Annotated in this window: 16 protein-coding genes; 5 read left to right on the forward strand and 11 right to left on the reverse strand. The window is 67.1% G+C overall.

All coding sequences use genetic code 11. From position 1 onward, the window contains the following. Positions 1-25: 25 nt before the first annotated feature. The 8 genes from J7500_RS08445 to J7500_RS08480 are packed head-to-tail and all read right to left on the reverse strand — an operon-like array spanning position 26 to position 5,310. Positions 26-484 carry a DUF4279 domain-containing protein gene (locus J7500_RS08445; RefSeq protein WP_294061267.1) on the reverse strand — a complete coding sequence of 153 codons (459 nt, stop codon included), beginning with the start codon at positions 482-484 and terminating at the stop codon, positions 26-28. A 49-nt stretch (positions 485-533) separates the two neighbouring features. After that, positions 534-1,313: a type I methionyl aminopeptidase gene (map, locus tag J7500_RS08450; protein ID WP_294061268.1), complete on the reverse strand. Its 780-nt coding sequence runs from the start codon at positions 1,311-1,313 to the stop codon at positions 534-536. A 1-nt stretch (position 1,314) separates the two neighbouring features. Continuing rightward, positions 1,315-1,521 (reverse strand): ParD-like family protein, encoded by a 207-nt coding sequence (locus J7500_RS08455; protein WP_294061269.1) that lies wholly within the window; start codon positions 1,519-1,521, stop codon positions 1,315-1,317. Positions 1,522-1,578: 57 nt separating this feature from the next. After that, the gene (locus J7500_RS08460; protein ID WP_294061270.1) at positions 1,579-2,802 is read right to left on the reverse strand and encodes an NAD(P)/FAD-dependent oxidoreductase; all 1,224 of its coding nucleotides are present in this window, start codon (positions 2,800-2,802) and stop codon (positions 1,579-1,581) included. A 21-nt stretch (positions 2,803-2,823) separates the two neighbouring features. After that, the gene (locus tag J7500_RS08465) at positions 2,824-3,279 is read right to left on the reverse strand and encodes a MaoC family dehydratase (RefSeq protein ID WP_294061271.1); all 456 of its coding nucleotides are present in this window, start codon (positions 3,277-3,279) and stop codon (positions 2,824-2,826) included. After that, positions 3,279-3,752 (reverse strand): GNAT family N-acetyltransferase, encoded by a 474-nt coding sequence (locus J7500_RS08470; protein ID WP_294061273.1) that lies wholly within the window; start codon positions 3,750-3,752, stop codon positions 3,279-3,281. Before J7500_RS08470 ends, J7500_RS08465 begins: the two co-directional genes overlap by 1 nt. Next, positions 3,749-4,597 (reverse strand): MoxR family ATPase, encoded by an 849-nt coding sequence (locus J7500_RS08475; RefSeq protein ID WP_294061274.1) that lies wholly within the window; start codon positions 4,595-4,597, stop codon positions 3,749-3,751. Before J7500_RS08475 ends, J7500_RS08470 begins: the two co-directional genes overlap by 4 nt. Before the next feature lie 41 nt (positions 4,598-4,638). Continuing rightward, positions 4,639-5,310, reverse strand: a complete 672-nt coding sequence (locus J7500_RS08480) for a hypothetical protein (RefSeq protein ID WP_294061275.1) — start codon at positions 5,308-5,310, stop codon at positions 4,639-4,641. Positions 5,311-5,699: 389 nt separating this feature from the next. Between J7500_RS08480 and J7500_RS08485 the strand changes: the two genes are divergently transcribed. The 3 genes from J7500_RS08485 (at position 5,700) to J7500_RS08495 (ending at position 9,562) form a co-directional block, all read left to right on the forward strand. Then, positions 5,700-6,236 carry a hypothetical protein gene (locus J7500_RS08485; RefSeq protein WP_294061277.1) on the forward strand — a complete coding sequence of 179 codons (537 nt, stop codon included), beginning with the start codon at positions 5,700-5,702 and terminating at the stop codon, positions 6,234-6,236. Further along, entirely contained in the window at positions 6,223-7,644 is a 1,422-nt protein-coding gene (locus J7500_RS08490) for a terminase family protein (protein WP_294061278.1), read from the forward strand. Before J7500_RS08485 ends, J7500_RS08490 begins: the two co-directional genes overlap by 14 nt. A 193-nt stretch (positions 7,645-7,837) precedes the next feature. Next, on the forward strand, positions 7,838-9,562 hold the full coding sequence (locus J7500_RS08495) for a hypothetical protein (RefSeq protein ID WP_294061279.1): 1,725 nt from the start codon (positions 7,838-7,840) through the stop codon (positions 9,560-9,562). Here the strand turns inward: J7500_RS08495 and J7500_RS08500 are convergent. Then, complete coding sequence (locus J7500_RS08500; RefSeq protein WP_294061280.1) at positions 9,504-10,715, reverse strand: serine hydrolase; 1,212 nt, start codon at positions 10,713-10,715, stop codon at positions 9,504-9,506. The two genes, J7500_RS08495 and J7500_RS08500, sit on opposite strands and share 59 nt — an antisense overlap. Before the next feature lie 262 nt (positions 10,716-10,977). Between J7500_RS08500 and J7500_RS08505 the strand changes: the two genes are divergently transcribed. Then, positions 10,978-12,948 carry a TonB-dependent receptor gene (locus J7500_RS08505; RefSeq protein ID WP_294062143.1) on the forward strand — a complete coding sequence of 657 codons (1,971 nt, stop codon included), beginning with the start codon at positions 10,978-10,980 and terminating at the stop codon, positions 12,946-12,948. Between the two features lie 55 nt (positions 12,949-13,003). Here J7500_RS08505 and J7500_RS08510 read toward each other — a convergent pair whose 3' ends face one another. Next, positions 13,004-13,606: a hypothetical protein gene (locus J7500_RS08510; RefSeq protein WP_294061281.1), complete on the reverse strand. Its 603-nt coding sequence runs from the start codon at positions 13,604-13,606 to the stop codon at positions 13,004-13,006. A gap of 457 nt (positions 13,607-14,063) precedes the next feature. After that, positions 14,064-14,540 (reverse strand): hypothetical protein, encoded by a 477-nt coding sequence (locus J7500_RS08515; RefSeq protein WP_294061282.1) that lies wholly within the window; start codon positions 14,538-14,540, stop codon positions 14,064-14,066. A gap of 145 nt (positions 14,541-14,685) precedes the next feature. Here J7500_RS08515 and J7500_RS08520 point away from each other — a divergent pair, with 145 nt between their 5' ends. Next, entirely contained in the window at positions 14,686-15,642 is a 957-nt protein-coding gene (locus J7500_RS08520) for a toll/interleukin-1 receptor domain-containing protein (protein WP_294061283.1), read from the forward strand. Positions 15,643-15,814 lie beyond the last annotated feature (172 nt).

Here is a 15,814-nt window from a genome sequence, read left to right on the forward strand (position 1 = left end):
TTTGAATCTCCGGGAGCGAGAACGGCTACTGGAGGGTTGGCGTGCCCAGCCGTTCTTCGAGCCAGCTTTCGATAATCACCGAGACTCCAAAGGGCACGTTCAGAGCGCGGAAAATCTCCAGCGCGTCCGGCGCGACCTCGAATCCGACAATCCCATCATTCGAGCGGTAGCCACAAAAGACGTCGACCTTCGCATCGAGCGAACGCAGATATTCGATCCCCGGCTTGATCGTCCGCCACAATTCTCGAAGATGCTCTGTCAGTTCGACCTCTTCCGGAACGGCAGCGGTGAGGTGCCATGCGTCAGAGCTAGCCCCGCGCCCGCCCGGCTTGGGAGGATCACCCTTGCGATGTTGGTGGGTCGGCTGGATGCCCAGATGCTTTGTTATCTGATCCAGTGGCAGGCAGTCGCCATGAATGCGCAGCGTGGCGCTGTAGGCGTAGTAGGTCTGCTCCGCATCTGCATCGGGCGGGAAATCTTGCATCCCCGGATATAGCCGAACGGGTCTGCCTTTCGTCAATGATCGCGAAGGCTCACGCGCTTCTCGCGAGCACCGGCCGCTCGTCCGGCCGCAGCGTCAGCACCTCTACGCCGTCGGCAGTCACCGCCACCGTATGCTCGAACTGCGCCGAGAGCTTGCGGTCGTTGGTGACCACCGTCCAGCCGTCGTCCTCGGTCGTCACCTTGCGCGTGCCTTGGTTGAGCATCGGCTCGACGGTGAAGACCATGCCCTCGCGCAGCTTCATCCCCGTGCCCGGCCGGCCGAAATGGAGGATTTGGGGTTCCTCGTGCATCTCGCGGCCGATGCCGTGCCCGCAATAGTCGCGGACGACCGAATAGCCGTGCTTCTTGGCGTGGCGCTCGATCGCGAAGCCGATGTCGCCCAGATGCGCGCCCGGGCGCACCTGGCCGATGCCCTTCCACATCGCTTCCTGCGTCACCCGTACCAGCCGCCGCGCCGCGGGCGAGACCTCGCCGACCATATAGGTCTTGCTCGAATCCGCGATGAAGCCGTTCTTCTCGAGCGTGATGTCGAGGTTGATGATGTCGCCGTCGCGGATGATGTCGTCGGGTCTAGGTACGCCGTGGCAGACGACGTGGTTGATCGAGCAGTTGAGTACATATTTGAAGCCGTACTGCCCCTTGCTCGCGGGGCGCGCCGCCAGATCCTCGGTGATGAACCGCTCGACCAGGTCGTTGACCTGCAGCGTCGACATGCCCGCGAGCTGCTGGCCATCGAGCATCTCGAACACCGATGCGAGCAGCTTGCCCGACACGCGCATCAGCGCAAGCTCGTCCGGGGTCTTCACCATCTCAGGCGGCCGCGGCCTCGGGCATGCGAACGTTCGCAGCGGCGAACTGCATCCGGACGATCTCGTTGAAGGAGAGCGTGGGATTGGCCTCGGCGAGCATGCCGATCGTCATCCAGAACTCGGCTTGGGCATTGATCGAGCGGCACATTACCGCGCTGGCGCGGCGCGCCTCCTCGTGCAGCTCGTCGTCGATTTTCACGATGCCCATGGCGATCTCCGATAGATAAACAATATACGAATCGTATATGGATCATATGCCAGCAAGTCAATCCGCCAGCAGCGCCTTCGCCGCGGCGATTCCCGATTCATAGGCGCCGTGCACCGTCGAGAAGGCCGTCGCCGAACAGGCCTCGCCAGCGAAGTGCACCCGTTCGTCCACCGGTGCCGCCAGCACCGCGCGCGCCTCCGCATGCCCCGGCAGCGCATGGCTGTAGCCGCCGCGGATATGGTCCTCGCGGCCCCAGGCCGATCCCGCGACCAGCCGCAGCCGCTTGCGCCAGTCGTTCCCGAGCAGCGCGCAAAGCTCGTCGATCGCGAAGGCCGCCGCACCGTCGAGCCCCGCAGCCTCCATCGCCAGCGCCCCTTCGCCGCCGAACATCGCCTCGACTAGCGGTCGCCCGAAGGGGCGCAGCGTATAGGTGCCGGTCACGCTCGCGCGCGGATTGCCGAGCAGATGCGCGTTGGCCGGTATCTCCTCGCCGCCCTCCAGCGCCAGGAACAGCTTGTCGGCAAAACCCAGCGGCAGGCAGGCGGCGGCGTGGAGCACCGCGTCGAAGCCCGCGCCAAAGTCGATCGCGCCGCCTGCGAGCACATTGGTCGAGACGGTGACGATCGCCGCGTCCGCTGCGATGTCGCCGCGCGGCGTGACGATCCGCAGCCGCGCGCTTGTGCGGTCGATCGCCGTCACCGGCGTCGCGAGCGCGGTGCGCAACCCCGCCGCATGCGCCGCGACCAGCGCGCCATAGCCCTCGGCCACGCGCCAGTCCGTCTCGGTCGCGGCGTCGGCATAGGCGAGATAGTCGGCGATCGAGACTTCGGCCGTCGCGGCGCCATTGATGAAGCCGCTCAGCGCGTCGAGATACGGCGTCCAGCGCCCGCCCGGCTCGATCGCGTCGGCAGCCCGGTCGCTCGCTGGCGGATCCGCGCGCATGCGTCGTTCGAGGGCTGCATAGGCACCGGCTGCCGCACGCTGCTCCTCGGGCGAAAACCCCAGGTCGCGCCACTGCTCGCGCCACCGCGGAAGCGTACGGTCAACGGTGAAGCCATGTTCGCCCGCCAGCCCGACCCAGGGGTTGCGCTCGGCCGAATGGAGCCAGCCCGCGCCCAGGTCGAGCGCCATGCCGCCGCGCACCACCGTATGCGCCCGCCCGCCGAGCCGGTCGCCGGCCTCGACCAGCAGCACGTCGACGCCCGCCTGGCCGAGCCGGTGCGTCGCCGCGATCCCCGCCGCACCGCCGCCGATCACCGCGACCCGTGCCTGCATCCGCATCACCTCCGCCCGGCCAACGCCTCAGGTCGTCGGGCGGCTCCGCAGCAGCGCCGAGCGCAGGCACTCGCACACCGGCTCGCCGCGCTGGTTGAGCATCTGGTGCCGCCAGGTGACGATCCCCTGTCCGGGCCTCGACTTCGACGGCCGCGTCTCCACCACTTCGCTCTCGGCGCGCAGCGTGTCGCCGATGAACACCGGCCTGGGCATGACGAGCTTGTCGTATCCCAGGTTCGCCACCAGCGTCCCCGCGGTCGTGTCGCCCACGGTGATCCCCACCATCAGGCTGAAGGTGAAGGTGCCGTTGACGAGGATCTGCCCGAACTCGCTCGCCCGCGCCGCCTCGGCATCGATGTGGAGCGGCTGGGTGTTGTGGGTCAGCGTGGAGAAGATCAGATTGTCGGTCTCGGTCACCGTCCGCCGCAATTCGTGCGCGATCCGGTCGCCGACCTGCCATTCGTCGAAGAAACGCCCCGCCATCACTCTGCCTCCGCGAGCCGGAGCTTGAAGCCGAAGTGGCTCTTCTCCCAGCCCATGTTTTCATAGAAGCGGTGCGCGTCGACCCGGTCCTGTTTCGACATCAGCTGCACCATGCGGCACCCGCGCGCGCGGCATTGCTCGACTGCCCATTCGACCATGCGCGTGCCGAGCCCTTGCCCGCGCTGCGAACCCGCGATCCGCACCGCCTCGATCTGTCCGCGCCACGCGCCGCGGAACGCGATGCCGGGCAGGAAGCTCAGCTGCATCATCCCCACGATCGCGCCGTCGCTCTCGGCCACGATCAGCCGCTGGTTGGCATCGCCGTCGATCGCCTCGAACGCCGCCAGATAGCGCGCATCGAGCGGCAGCGACGGGTCCTCGCGGCCCCGGCTCAGCGCGTCGTCGGCGAGCAGCGCGACCAGCGCCGGCAGGTCCTCCGCGCGCGCGTCGCGAAAGGCCAGCGCCGCGCTCACGCCTTGCCCTGCCGCCGCGCCATGAACGCCAGCCGCTCGAACAGCATCACGTCCTGTTCGTTCTTGAGCAGCGCCCCGTGCAGCGGCGGGATCGCCTTGGCCGGATCGCGCGACTGGAGCACGTCGAGCGGCATGTCCTCGTGCAGCAGCAGCTTGAGCCAGTCGAGCAGCTCGCTCGTGCTCGGCTTCTTCTTGAGCCCCGGCACTTCGCGGATCTCGTAGAACAGGTCGAGGGCGCGGCTCACCAGCAGCTTCTGGATGCCGGGGAAGTGCACGTCGATGATCTCGATCATGGTTTCGCGGTCGGGGAAGCGGATGAAGTGGAAGAAGCAGCGGCGGAGGAACGCGTCGGGGAGTTCCTTCTCGTTGTTGCTGGTGATCACCACCACCGGGCGCTCGGCGGCGCGGACCGTCTCGCCGGTCTCGTAGACGTGGAATTCCATCCGATCGAGCTCCTGGAGCAGGTCGTTCGGGAATTCGATGTCGGCCTTGTCGATCTCGTCGATCAGCAGCACCGGCAGCTGCGGCGCGGTGAACGCGTCCCACAGCTTGCCGCGGCGGATATAGTTCGCAATCTCGTGCACGCGCGGATCGCCGAGCTGGCCGTCGCGCAGCCGCGCCACTGCGTCATATTCGTAGAGCCCCTGCTGCGCCTTGGTCGTCGACTTGACGTTCCACTCGATCAGCGGCGCGCCCAGCGCCTTGGCGATCTCATAGGCGAGCACGGTCTTGCCCGTCCCCGGCTCGCCCTTGACGAGCAGCGGGCGGCGGAGCGTCACCGCCGCATTGACGGCGACCTTCAGGTCCTCCGTCGCGACATAGCTTTGGGTGCCTTCGAAGCGCATGGGCGCAGTGGTAGAGGGGCAGGGGCCCCCGGCGCAAGCAATCAGGCCAGGACGAGCGCCCGCGCGCTTGCGCGCGCCTCGAGCAGATCCCACAGCCCGCGGTGCTGCGCGAAGACCTGCTGCGCGCCGAACAGCATCGCGCGCTCCATCATGCCCTCGCGCGCCAGCGTGTCGACCACGGTCACCGTCTCCTCGGCGAGCGGCAGCGTGACCGCCGGCGCCTCGAGCCCCAGCCGCGTCGCCGCAGCCTCCAGAACCCCGCGGATCACCGTCCAGTCGAGCACCACCGCCACTGCCGCGCCCACCGCGCAGCCGGCGCGGGCCGACTGGGCGAGCATGTCGAGCGCGTGGCGCTGCGCCGCCGCCGCGGCCTCGCACTCGGCCTGGCCCGGCGTGCTCGGCAGCGGACCCGCCGCCGCCGCCAGCCGCACCATGAAGGCGCGCTCGCTCACGAAGGCATCGGCCGCAGCCTCGAGCCAGCCGCGCTCGAGCGGGCTGCGCGCCTGCCCCAGCGCATGGTCGATCGCGCCGGGATGGCGGCCGTGGAGCATGCAGATGTAATGGACCGCGTCGGCCAGGTCGCGCATCGACGCGCCGCTCTCGGCGAGCCCAAGCAGATGCGCATGGGTGGCGCTGCCGTCCGACGCGGCGAGCGCGCCCATCGGTCCCCAGGTGCCGCCCAGGCGGGCGATCTGTGCGGAATCAAACGCCATAAGACCCCAACGCTTACCACCGGCCAAGACGGCCGATGCAGCTTCATGCATCAAGGGGGGATACCGAACCACGTAAAGACATGGTTGACGGGAAATTTACTGTGGACGACTCGCGGTTGGCACGGCGCCGCGGGCAGGCGGGCGAGGGTCCTGCGCCAAGTAGCGCAATGACTTGCGACAGTAATCGTACAAGTGAAGCGCGATCTTCGCAGCCGCGTGATTTGGCCCGCGACTCGGGCTGCTTGCGCTCGACCACGGCGAGTCAGGGCAGCGGGGCAGCGCGCGTCCTGCGCATAGCCTCGACTCGCTGCGAACCCATCTGGAACATTTTGCTTGACAAAGCGCCCGAGTTGTGGAACAAATGCGGAACATTCAGGGGAGTCGATGACATGGCTGAACAGAAGGCCGGGCTCGTTCTGCGCGCCTCGGGCAAGGATGGGCCGCAGCGCATTCGCGTCAAAGGCAAATGGTGGACGCCGCAATCGGAAGGCGTCTTCCTCGATCATCTCGCCGCCAGCTGCAACGTCGCCTGGGCGGCCGCGCAATGCGGCTTTTCCGCAGTCACCGTGTACAATCATCGCCGTACCGATGCGGCGTTCGCGCAGAAGTGGCGCGAAGCGCTCGACGAGGGCTATATCCGGCTGGAGACGGAGCTGCTCGGCACCGCCACCGACTATGTGGAGCGCCTGCGCGAGGATCCCGAGCTTCCGCTCAAGCACATGAGCGTCCGCGAGGCGATCAGCCTGCTCCGCCGCCATGGCGGCCCCGGCGGCAATCCTTCCGCGCGCGGCGGCCGCTTCCAGGCGCGCCCGCGATCGCTCGAGGAAGTGCGCGATTCAATCCTCGAGAAGCTCGAATCGATCGAAGCCGCCCGCCGCGCCGAGGCCCGCGGGAAAACGGAGGACGAGCCGGATGGCGAAGCCTGAGCGCTTCCTGCCGCCCGATCTCGACATCCGCGAATATCTGCTCGGCCTGCCGCCGCACTGGCGGGTCCGTGCGATCGATGCGCTCGGCCCCCAGGCCCGCGAAGCATTCGATCGCGCCTGGTCCGCCTGGGCGCACAAGGGACAACAGGAGCCGGATGGTGGCTGGTCGACCTGGGTCATCAAGGCAGGCCGGGGCTTCGGCAAGACCCGGGCCGGCGCGGAATGGATCGTCGGGCGGATCGCCGGGGAACAGGCCATCCGCATCGCCCTGGTCGGGGCGACGCTGGAAGACGCGCGGCGCGTCATGGTCGAGGGACGCAGCGGCCTGATCGAAGTGGGCGCTGGCTGGGTTTCGGACTGGGAGCCCAGCCTCGGCCGCCTGCGCTTTCGCACGGGCGCCGAGGCGCAGCTTTTCTCGGGCGCGTCGCCGGCGATGCTGCGCGGCCCCGAGCATCATTATGCCTGGTGCGACGAGCTGGCGAAGTGGGAGAAGGCCAAGGACTGCTGGGACATGCTCCAGCTCGGGCTGCGTCTGGGCGCCCAGCCGCGCGTGCTCGTCACCACCACGCCGGTGCCCGGGCCGGTGCTCAAGGCGATCATGGACACGCCCGGCACCATCACCACTGGCGGCTCGACCCGCGCCAATCCGCATACCTCGGCGAGCTTCAAACGCCGAGTGGAGGCGCTCTATGCCGGCACGCGGCTGGGGCGACAGGAGCTGGAGGGCGAGCTGCTGCCCGATGCGGCGGGGGCGCTTTGGAGCGTGGAGCTGATCGAGCGGTGTCGGGTGGCAAGCCCCTCCCCTTCAGGGGAGGGGTTGGGGTGGGGCAGTGAGGCAAGCGAGCTGCCCGGCGAACAGGCCCCACCCCAAACCCCTCCCCTGAAGGGGAGGGGCTTCTTTCTCCCCACCCTTATCGCCGTGGACCCGCCCTCGGGCGACGGCACCTGCGGCATCATCGCCTGCGCGCGCGAAGGCGAGGGGGTGGAGGCGATCGGCCATGTCCTTGCCGACCACAGCGTCACCGGCCGCTCGCCCGAGGGGTGGGCGCGCGCGGTCGCCGCCGCCGCGGAGGCGCACGGCACCCGCGACGTGGTCGCCGAGCGCAACCAGGGCGGCGACATGGTCCGCGCGGTGCTCCACACCAGCGAGCCGCGCCTCAAGGTCCGGCTGCGCACCGCGAGCAAGGGCAAGGCGGCGCGCGCCGAGCCGGTCGCGCATCTGTTCGAGGCAGGCAGGGTCCGCTTCCACGGCCATTGGCCCGACCTGGAGGAGGAGCTCCGCGGCCTGATCGCCGGCGGCGGCTACGAAGGCCCCGGCACCAGCCCCGACCGCGCCGACGCGATGGTCTGGGGGCTCACCGAGCTGATGCTCGAGGGCAGGGGCGCGGCGCGGGTGCGGGAGTTGTGAAGGGGGCAATTGTCGGCAGTCGCGCGGCGCAAACTCACGAGTATAGTACGATCAACTACGACGACTGCATCATGTCGCTATTTGGTACGTGCGCAGTCATCTAGATCAATTGACTGATCGACATCATCGTGAACATTTATAAACAAACTGGGAGGGAGCGTAGATCCGGTCGCCCTGCGCCATAGCTCGTTTCGTGCGTAACGACAGCTTTTTGGGGGAGATCATCATCATGAGAAAGTCACTGCTGTACACAGTCGCGCTCTGCACATTTTTTCCCGCGCTGGCGCAGGCTCAGACGGCGCCTGTCGCGCCGACCTTCGAGACGTGGAAATTGAGTGGGTGGATGGAGAATCAGTTCCGCTCCCTCGGAACCACGTGCGCGGGCGGACGCTTCAAGGTGAAGAACGGCAGGAGCGCGATTCCTGGCGACGTCTTCACTCAATGGGGAGCTGTTCCACCCGCCGTGTGGGGCAGCCAAGTCAAAATCTATCCCACCTTTTCACTGAATGCCCTTTTCAGCAAAGTTTATCAGAGCGCGCCCAACGGGCCCATGACCGAGACAGGCAGCATCCCGTTCCCTTGGGGCTCAGATGGGCCGCCGCTCATGTCGCGCGATCTGGCGCAGGCGTCGCGGGCGCACAATTGTGCAACGCTAATGTCTGGCCGGCTCGACTCCAGCCTCAAGATCGATTTCATCGGCATCAACGCCGCGCTCGAAGCAAGTCGTAGCGACGAGAGATCTGAAACCGCCTTCCTTTATGCAGGCAAGATGAATTCCCCGCTCGCGGCGGCAATGGGGCTGGGCGACGCGATATTCGACAAATTGCCGTTGTCGCGCTTCACAGTGCTTCTCTCGATATGGGACTGGTACAAGAATCGCCCTGAACTGGTCAGTGCGAGCAATGCGAACACGCTGTGGGTGGAAGATGCAGTCAGCGGGCTGGCCGTTTACCGGGCAAGTGGCCTCACCCAGAATTCGATGCTCTCTGGCAACGGAGGATTCGGCCTGTCACTCCCTTTCCTGAAGGTGGGCGGAGACGCCGAAGTTAATGGTACGATTGGCGTAAAGAGCAGATTCCAGAACTTTTCCGTCGCGGTGTGGGACTCGACACCACGGATCAACCTCAAGCCGCCCTCGTGGATCGCTGGGGAGCTCGAAAAGCGTGCTGAGTTCGACAAGGGAAGCGGCAATCCCGTGCGGACTGATGGCGAAGCGTTCAATTACACCATTGATATCCGCCACATCCCGCCAGCCTTTTGTCAGGCTTATTGGACTCACCGAGCGCCGGCCGTTTCCAACAATCAGCCGGCTTACAATCTCGTGAGCACGGAGAGCGTCACCACGGAAGATCGGACAGTCTGTCGCTTCGTCTTCCGAGTCACTCCGCCGGCGGAGTCAACGAACGGCGAGATTGCGATCACACCCGCGCTCGTCTCACGGATCGTGTTGCCCGGCGGCGCCGCGCCTATAGATCTCGTCCTCACGCCGCCGCCCACGTTCACGGTGGCCGACGGACGCTCGGAGTTCAGGCCATTGGTAAACGGATCACTGACTCCGTTGACCCTACCGGTCGGTGCGCAATCGATTCCCGGACAGGCAAACTATATGATCGTCGCGCGGGACCGCGCAGTTGTTGGGGTCTATACGACCGTAGAGGCCATGACGATTACCTGCGGTTCAAAGACAGCCGTTGTGAACGGCAGCTTCACGTTCAAAGCGGATTCCAGCCCCGAGGCCGTCCAGATAGCCTACACGCTTCCCGTCACTCTGTTCCAGGGGGTCGCCGCGGGCGCCACCGTCGGCTGCACGGCGGCAATGGCGCAGGGGCCGCTGCGGATCATTACCGGGCAGTCGACCATCAGCGTACGGTTGCCGGCCTATCCATTCGAAGTAACGGTGGCGAAGCCGGCCGTCTAGACATCCTAGCCTCGATTGCCTTCCCGAGGGCATCTGCCGATCGCCCGGAATGGACGTCCAGCGCGATCTGCTTGAGCGCCGCTTCGGTGCCCGCGCAGCTGTCGTTGGCGAGCAGCGCATAGCCTTCGCGGGCATGGGGATAGAGCACGACCTGGCTCGACATGCCGAAGGTGCCGCCGCCGTGCCACAGCAGGCGCTCGCCGCCGTCGCGGCCGAGGTTCCAGATCAGCGCCTGGCCGTCGGAATCGCTGCCGTAGAGCCGGGCATGCGCCTGCCGCACCACCGGGTCGCGCTCGTCGAGGTGCCAGCGGACATAGTTGGCCATGTCGGCGGCGGTCGAATAGAGCCCATAGGCCGCGCCGGCATTGGCGAGATGATAGGGCTGCACCGTGCCGTCGCGGCCATAGGGAATCATGCGCCGCGCGGCGCTGGCGGGCGGCACTGCGAAGCCGGTGTCCTTCATGCCGAGCGGCCGCAGGATCGCGCGGTCGAGCAGCCGGTCGAACGGCGTGCCATAGGCGGTCTCCAGCCCGAAGCCGATCAGCTTCATGCCGATGTTGGAATAGGCGAAACCCTCCCCCGGCGCGGTGCGCAGGCGGAGGTCGTGGAGCTCGGCGAGATAGCGTCTGCGGCCGTATCCGCGTTCGAGCGCGATCAGGTCGCGGGCGATCGTCGAATAGTCGGCGCGCGCGAAGACCGCGTCGGAGTCGGGGATGTCGCGCGGCAGGCCGGAGCGATGCGCGGCGAGCGTGCGGAGCGTGATCGGCCGGCCCTGCCACGCCAAATTGGGATAGGCGCCGGGGAGCAGCCGGCGGAAATCGCCGTCGAGCGTCATCCTGCGCTCGACCAGCGCCTTTGCCGCGAGCGCGCCGGTGAAGCTCTTGGTGACCGAGGCGATCTCATAGATGTCGGTCGGGCGCGGCAGCCGCGCGCCGGTGCGCGACGCGGTGCCATAGTCGTAGAAGCGCGTGTCGGCGCCGCGCACCACCGCGATCGACAGGCCGACATGGCATTTGCCGGTGAACTCGGCGCCGACCGCGGCGTCTACGGCGCGATCGAGCGCAGTCGCACGGGGATTGTCCGAGGGCATGGCACCGGCTGTGCCGAGCGGCACGGCGAGCGCTGCGAGCAGCCAAGTTCGCCTATCGGGCACGCCAGTCTTCCTCCTGCTGCTCGGCGGGGAGCTTAGCGGAATTCGCGGCGGCGATGTAGCCGGGGCTCGGATCGGCCCAAGCCGGCATAAGCTTAGCGCGAGACATTGGTTCGCGGCGGAGGCGGCGTGGGGCAAGCGGCGAGGCTGACCGTTCCTCCGGGGGAATTTCGTGCGCCGTCGTTCCCGCCGCCCGCTCTGGGCCGCCGCCGTCCTTCTGCTCCATGCCGGCACTGCGCGCGCCGAGGACGGGCGTGCCGGTCCCGTGTCCGACGCCGAGGCCCCGGCCGCGGATGCGCCCTCCGCCGAGGGGCCGGACGGCCCCGAGATTGTCGTCTTCGGCCGCGGCGAGCGCAAGATCGGCGTCGCGCAGGCGGCGAGCGAGGGGAGCGTCGGCGGATCGGACCTGCTCGTGCGGCCGCTGCTGCGCACCGCCGAGCTGCTCGAGGCCGTGCCCGGCATGGTCGCCGCGCAGCATTCGGGGAGCGGCAAGGCCAACCAATATTTCCTGCGCGGGTTCAACCTCGATCACGGCTCGGACTTCACCACCTATATCGACGGCGTGCAGATGAACCTGCGCACCCACGGGCACGGCCAGGGCTATCTCGACCTCAACGGGCTGATCCCCGAGATCGTCGAGCGCGAGGATTTCCGCAAAGGCCCCTATCGCGCCGACGGGGGAGACTTCGCGCTGGCGGGCGCGGCCTACATGACCACGATCGCGCGCTTCGAGCGGCCCTGGGTCTCGGCCGAGATCGGATCGCGCGGCAGCCGGCGGCTGGCGGCGGGGGGCACGGTGGAGGACCGGGGCGGGGGCGCGCTGACGCTCGTCGGCGAGTTCCGCAGCTATGACGGCCCGTGGCAGCAGCCCGAGGCGCTCCGCCACTATGCCGGATTCGTCAAATATGCGCGCGCGACCGGCCTGGGGCAGCTCGATCTCTCCGCGCATCTCTATCGCGGCACCTGGCGGCCGACCGAGCAGATCCCCGAGCGGATCATCGGATCGGCGCTGTGCGCCACGGTCTTCTGCTCCCCCGATCCGACCGCGACCGGCGAGACGACGCGGCTGGTGGTCGACGCCCAGCTCTCGGGCAGCGGCTGGCGGGCCAATGGCTATGCGCAGGTCTATGACTGGAACATGTTCTCCAACCCCGAATATTTCACCGAGGACGGGGCGAGCGCGCAGATCCACCAGATCGACCGGCGGCGCGTCTATGGGCTCACCGCGGAGAAGCGCTGGCAGCTGGGCGAGGGCGCCGAGCTGACGGTCGGAACCGAGAACCGCTACGACGACATCGGCCGGGTGGGGGTGCAGCACAGCGTCGCGCGGCGTTTCGTGCGCTCGCTGGGGCTGTACCGCGTGCGCGAGGCGTCGGCGGCGCTCTACGGCACCGCGACGCTGGAGCCGCTGGCCGGGCTGCGGCTGATCGGCGGGCTGCGCGGGGACTATTACCGCTTCACCGCGCGCGCGCTCGATGCCGAGGCGGCGGCGCTGGGCGAGGGATCGGGGAGCGACGCGATCCTCTCGCCGCGCGCGCAGCTCGCCTATCGCGTCGGCGCGGGGCTGGAGCTCTATGCGAGCTGGGGGCGCGGCTTCCACTCGAACGACGTGCGCGGCGCCGTGACCGCCACGCCGGTGCCGGTGCTGGTGCCGGGCACGGGCAAGGAGCTGGGCGCGCGGGTGCAGTCGGGCAGCTTCTCCTTCACCGCGACCTATTGGTGGCTGCGCCTCGGCAGCGAGCTCAAGTTCGTCGGCGATTCGAACGCGGTCGAGCCGACCAGCGCGAGCCGGCGGCACGGCTACGAGCTCGTCGCCTTCTGGCGGCCCGCGCCATGGCTCGCGCTCGACGCCAACTACACCGCCAGCCACGCGCGCTACGACAATGGCGACTTCATCCCCAATGCGTTCGAGAATGCCGCATCGGCCGGCGCGTCGCTGGTGCTGGGCGAGTGGGAGGCGAGCGTGCGGCTGCGCCACCTGGGCCCCTATCCGCTGGTCGAGGACAATGCGCAGCGCGACCGCGGCAGCAACGTCGTCAACCTGCGCGCCGCGCGGCGGCTGGGCCGGCTCCAGCTCTATGCCGAGGCGCTCAACCTGCTGGACAGCGGCGACAAGGACATCGCCTATTGGTATTCGTCCTACGTCCCCGGCTTCGACGCCGCGCCGGTCGAGGGCCGGCTGAGCCGCGTGGTCGAGCCGCGCACGCTGCGGCTGGGCGCGCGGGTGAGCTTCTGATCGGCCGAGGCAAAAGGGCCGCCCCGCGCGGGACGGCCCTTGCGTTGCCCTCGGCTTACTGGGTTCCGGCGGGCATGGTGAAGGGCAGGCTTTCGCGCGTATAGCCGGTCAGCTCGCGGCCCTTGGGGATGCGCGCGCTCTTGCCGGTGACGAACATCAGCGGCGCCGAGAGCACCACCGCGCCGACCGCGGCCAGCGTATTGCCTTCGCCTTCCTGGCGATATTCGCCGGTGAGCGGGATCTTCTGCCCGTTGAGCTCGACGTAGCGCAGCTCGATCGTCATCTTGCCCGACTTGCCGAACATCGCGCGGCCGGTCTTCCAGGTCACTTCGCCGAACGCCGGCGTGCCGCGCGGGATGACGACGTAATTGCCCTGCATCACGTCGCCCGACAGCGTCAGGCGGAAGGTCTGGCCCTTCTCGACGCGCTTCGAGCTGAGCTCCTCGTCGAGCGTCATGAACACCTTGGTGTTCGCGGGCAGCACGTTGCCGCTATTGCTCGGCTGCGCGACCAGCGCGGCGGGCGCGGCCGAAGCGGCAGGCGCGGCCTCGACGGTCGCAGCCGCGGCGGGCGCGGCGTCGGCGGCGGCGCCGGCGGTCTGGGCCATGGCAGCACAAGGGGCCGCCGAAATGGCGGCCGCGATCAACATAACTCGCATGTATTTCCCCCTAATCCACGAAAGTGGAGCGCGAAGCTGACGCCTTGCCGGGAGTCCGTCAATTTGAGCTTTGGCGCGCGCCGTCCAGTTATGGCGCATATTTTGGCGGCAAGCGCGAAACCCGTCCTTCGCCGCCAAGAAAAAAAGGGCCGGTCCGGCGGGGCGGACCCGTTATCTTTTCTGTTCGTCGAGCGATTTACTGGTCGAGGAAGCTGCGCATCCCGCGGCGGCGGCTCGGGTGCGGTTCCAGCGGAAAAGGGCCGCCCGGCGAGATGGCCCTCCGTGGGGGGCTGCTACTGGGCCGATTGTGGCCAAGCAGCTTTCGGGCTGAGGTAGTGCGAAAGGGACGATCTGTCCGTTCGATCAGGGACGGCCTGGGATGGGGCCATGAGCTGCCTCACGGCTTTGGGGCGCAACGATATAGCACTCGAAACCGATGATCATGCTCGCCAGCCAGCTATGCTGTGGGAAGCGCGATCTTGAACAGAGTCTGTTTGTCGCGTCCAAGGCCCAGGGTCACCGACCATGCGCGAAATGCGACCTCCATTCCTTCGGCGCAGCTGCTCAAGCCGTCAACGACGGTGAGCCAGTCGTAGCCACCATAGGAAAAACGCTCCTGCTTCAGGGCGGCCAACACAAGCCGGGTATCGCGCCGAACAAGGCATCCTTCAGATAGATTGCCTTCTTCAGGATTGAACATGCTGGCCTGGTCCATTTCGATGGCAACGTTCGGGACAATCACCCCCTTCCAGTGCGTGTTACCGGCGCACGGCATGGCGTGGAAGCGATGCTCGGTGCCAATAAATACCGCGATTGCCTCCTCCTCCCGCCGGACAATCAGGAGAGGCTGTTCGTATTTTCCGCGCGGCAGCATCAAGCTTAGCGGCTGGGCGTCGGCCACAAAGCCGACGGAAAATTCAGACGCTTGAAGCATGCGTTCTCCCCTCAGCGTATCCGCAAAGGCCCATTTAGCATTCCGCTCAGCGCGAAGGCAGAGCCATTCTCCGAGTTCGGAGCACGATTGCGAGTCTCGATTGTTCCCGGTATGATCCGGGAATGTAGCTAGCAAAGAGGCCGCTTTGGACGCCTTCATTTCGTACTCGCACCACGATACCTCGGCGCTGGAGCGCCTTCACGTGCATCTCGCGGTCCTGCGGCGTGACGGTCTGATCCGCGAGTGGTTCGACCGCGACATTCTCGCGGGCGACGATTTGGACGGCCGGATCGCCGATAGGCTGGAGTCCAGCTCCCTCTTCCTGCTGATCATCACGCCCGACTTTCTTAACTCCGACTACTGTGTCGAGCGGGAAATGGCCCGGGCGCTGGAGAGGCAAAAGGCTGGCGAGGCCCGCGTCATCGGCATTATCGTCGAACCCTGCGACTGGCAGTCAACGCCGCTACGCGCCATCAAGGTACTTCCGCGCGACGGCAAGCCTGTCGCCGAGTGGATCAATGCGAATAGTGCATGGCTGAACGTCGTCCAGGAGATCAGGCGGGCGATCCAAGAGGATCGCCAAGTCGGTTCGGCGGCACACGCCAGGGATGCCGCGTCCGCCTCGGTCTCTCGGCCACCCGCGAGCGCCAGCCGATATCGCGCGAAACGCGACTTCGACGACATCGACAGAAGCGAGTTCCGAGATCGGGCCTTTGAAGAGATCAAGGGATATTTCAAGGAGGCTTCGTCGGAACTCGACTCCCTCGACGATTTCCGAGCACGCGTGGTCGACATCTCACCCACTGCGTTCGGGTGCACAATCGTCAACCGCGCCTTGAGCCGCGGTACGGCGCACCTGACGGTCCATCGCCAAACCAACAGTCGCTCCGGGGTGGGCGATATCTACTGGTCGTTCGAGGAGAATGCGGCTTCTAATACGGCCAACGGTTGGCTTTCGATAGAACACGACGAGTTCGAACTGTTCCTGAAGGCGCAATCCTTCGGCTTCGGCTCGGACGAGCGTCGGAAGATGAGCTGGCGGGAAGCCGCTTCCTTGATGTGGAACGACATGCTCCAAAGGGCTGGGATCGCACATGACTGAGCGGGTTCGTCTCAGATGCCTGAACTGCGGGCATCGGTTCGAACAGGATGTGCTCACGCAGGAGGAGAGGCTGAAAGCGCGTCGCGAGGACCGACCCACATCTCCGATCGCTTGTCCGATCTGCCGCCGGACCGACACGCGGCGAGGTTGGGACTAGCGAGGCACACACCTT

Source organism: Sphingomonas sp. (assembly GCF_017744835.1).
Lineage (GTDB): Bacteria > Pseudomonadota > Alphaproteobacteria > Sphingomonadales > Sphingomonadaceae > Sphingomonas.

What these genes read in the sequence shown, in the direction of transcription:
- J7500_RS08445 (WP_294061267.1), bottom strand. Translation starts at nt 484, where the DNA reads ATGCAAGATTTCCCGCCCGATGCAGATGCGGAGCAGACCTACTACGCC.
- map (WP_294061268.1), bottom strand. Translation starts at nt 1,313, where the DNA reads ATGGTGAAGACCCCGGACGAGCTTGCGCTGATGCGCGTGTCGGGCAAG.
- J7500_RS08455 (WP_294061269.1), bottom strand. Translation starts at nt 1,521, where the DNA reads ATGGGCATCGTGAAAATCGACGACGAGCTGCACGAGGAGGCGCGCCGC.
- J7500_RS08460 (WP_294061270.1), bottom strand. Translation starts at nt 2,802, where the DNA reads ATGCGGATGCAGGCACGGGTCGCGGTGATCGGCGGCGGTGCGGCGGGG.
- J7500_RS08465 (WP_294061271.1), bottom strand. Translation starts at nt 3,279, where the DNA reads ATGGCGGGGCGTTTCTTCGACGAATGGCAGGTCGGCGACCGGATCGCG.
- J7500_RS08475 (WP_294061274.1), bottom strand. Translation starts at nt 4,597, where the DNA reads ATGCGCTTCGAAGGCACCCAAAGCTATGTCGCGACGGAGGACCTGAAG.
- J7500_RS08480 (WP_294061275.1), bottom strand. Translation starts at nt 5,310, where the DNA reads ATGGCGTTTGATTCCGCACAGATCGCCCGCCTGGGCGGCACCTGGGGA.
- J7500_RS08485 (WP_294061277.1), top strand. Translation starts at nt 5,700, where the DNA reads ATGGCTGAACAGAAGGCCGGGCTCGTTCTGCGCGCCTCGGGCAAGGAT.
- J7500_RS08490 (WP_294061278.1), top strand. Translation starts at nt 6,223, where the DNA reads ATGGCGAAGCCTGAGCGCTTCCTGCCGCCCGATCTCGACATCCGCGAA.
- J7500_RS08510 (WP_294061281.1), bottom strand. Translation starts at nt 13,606, where the DNA reads ATGCGAGTTATGTTGATCGCGGCCGCCATTTCGGCGGCCCCTTGTGCT.
- J7500_RS08515 (WP_294061282.1), bottom strand. Translation starts at nt 14,540, where the DNA reads ATGCTTCAAGCGTCTGAATTTTCCGTCGGCTTTGTGGCCGACGCCCAG.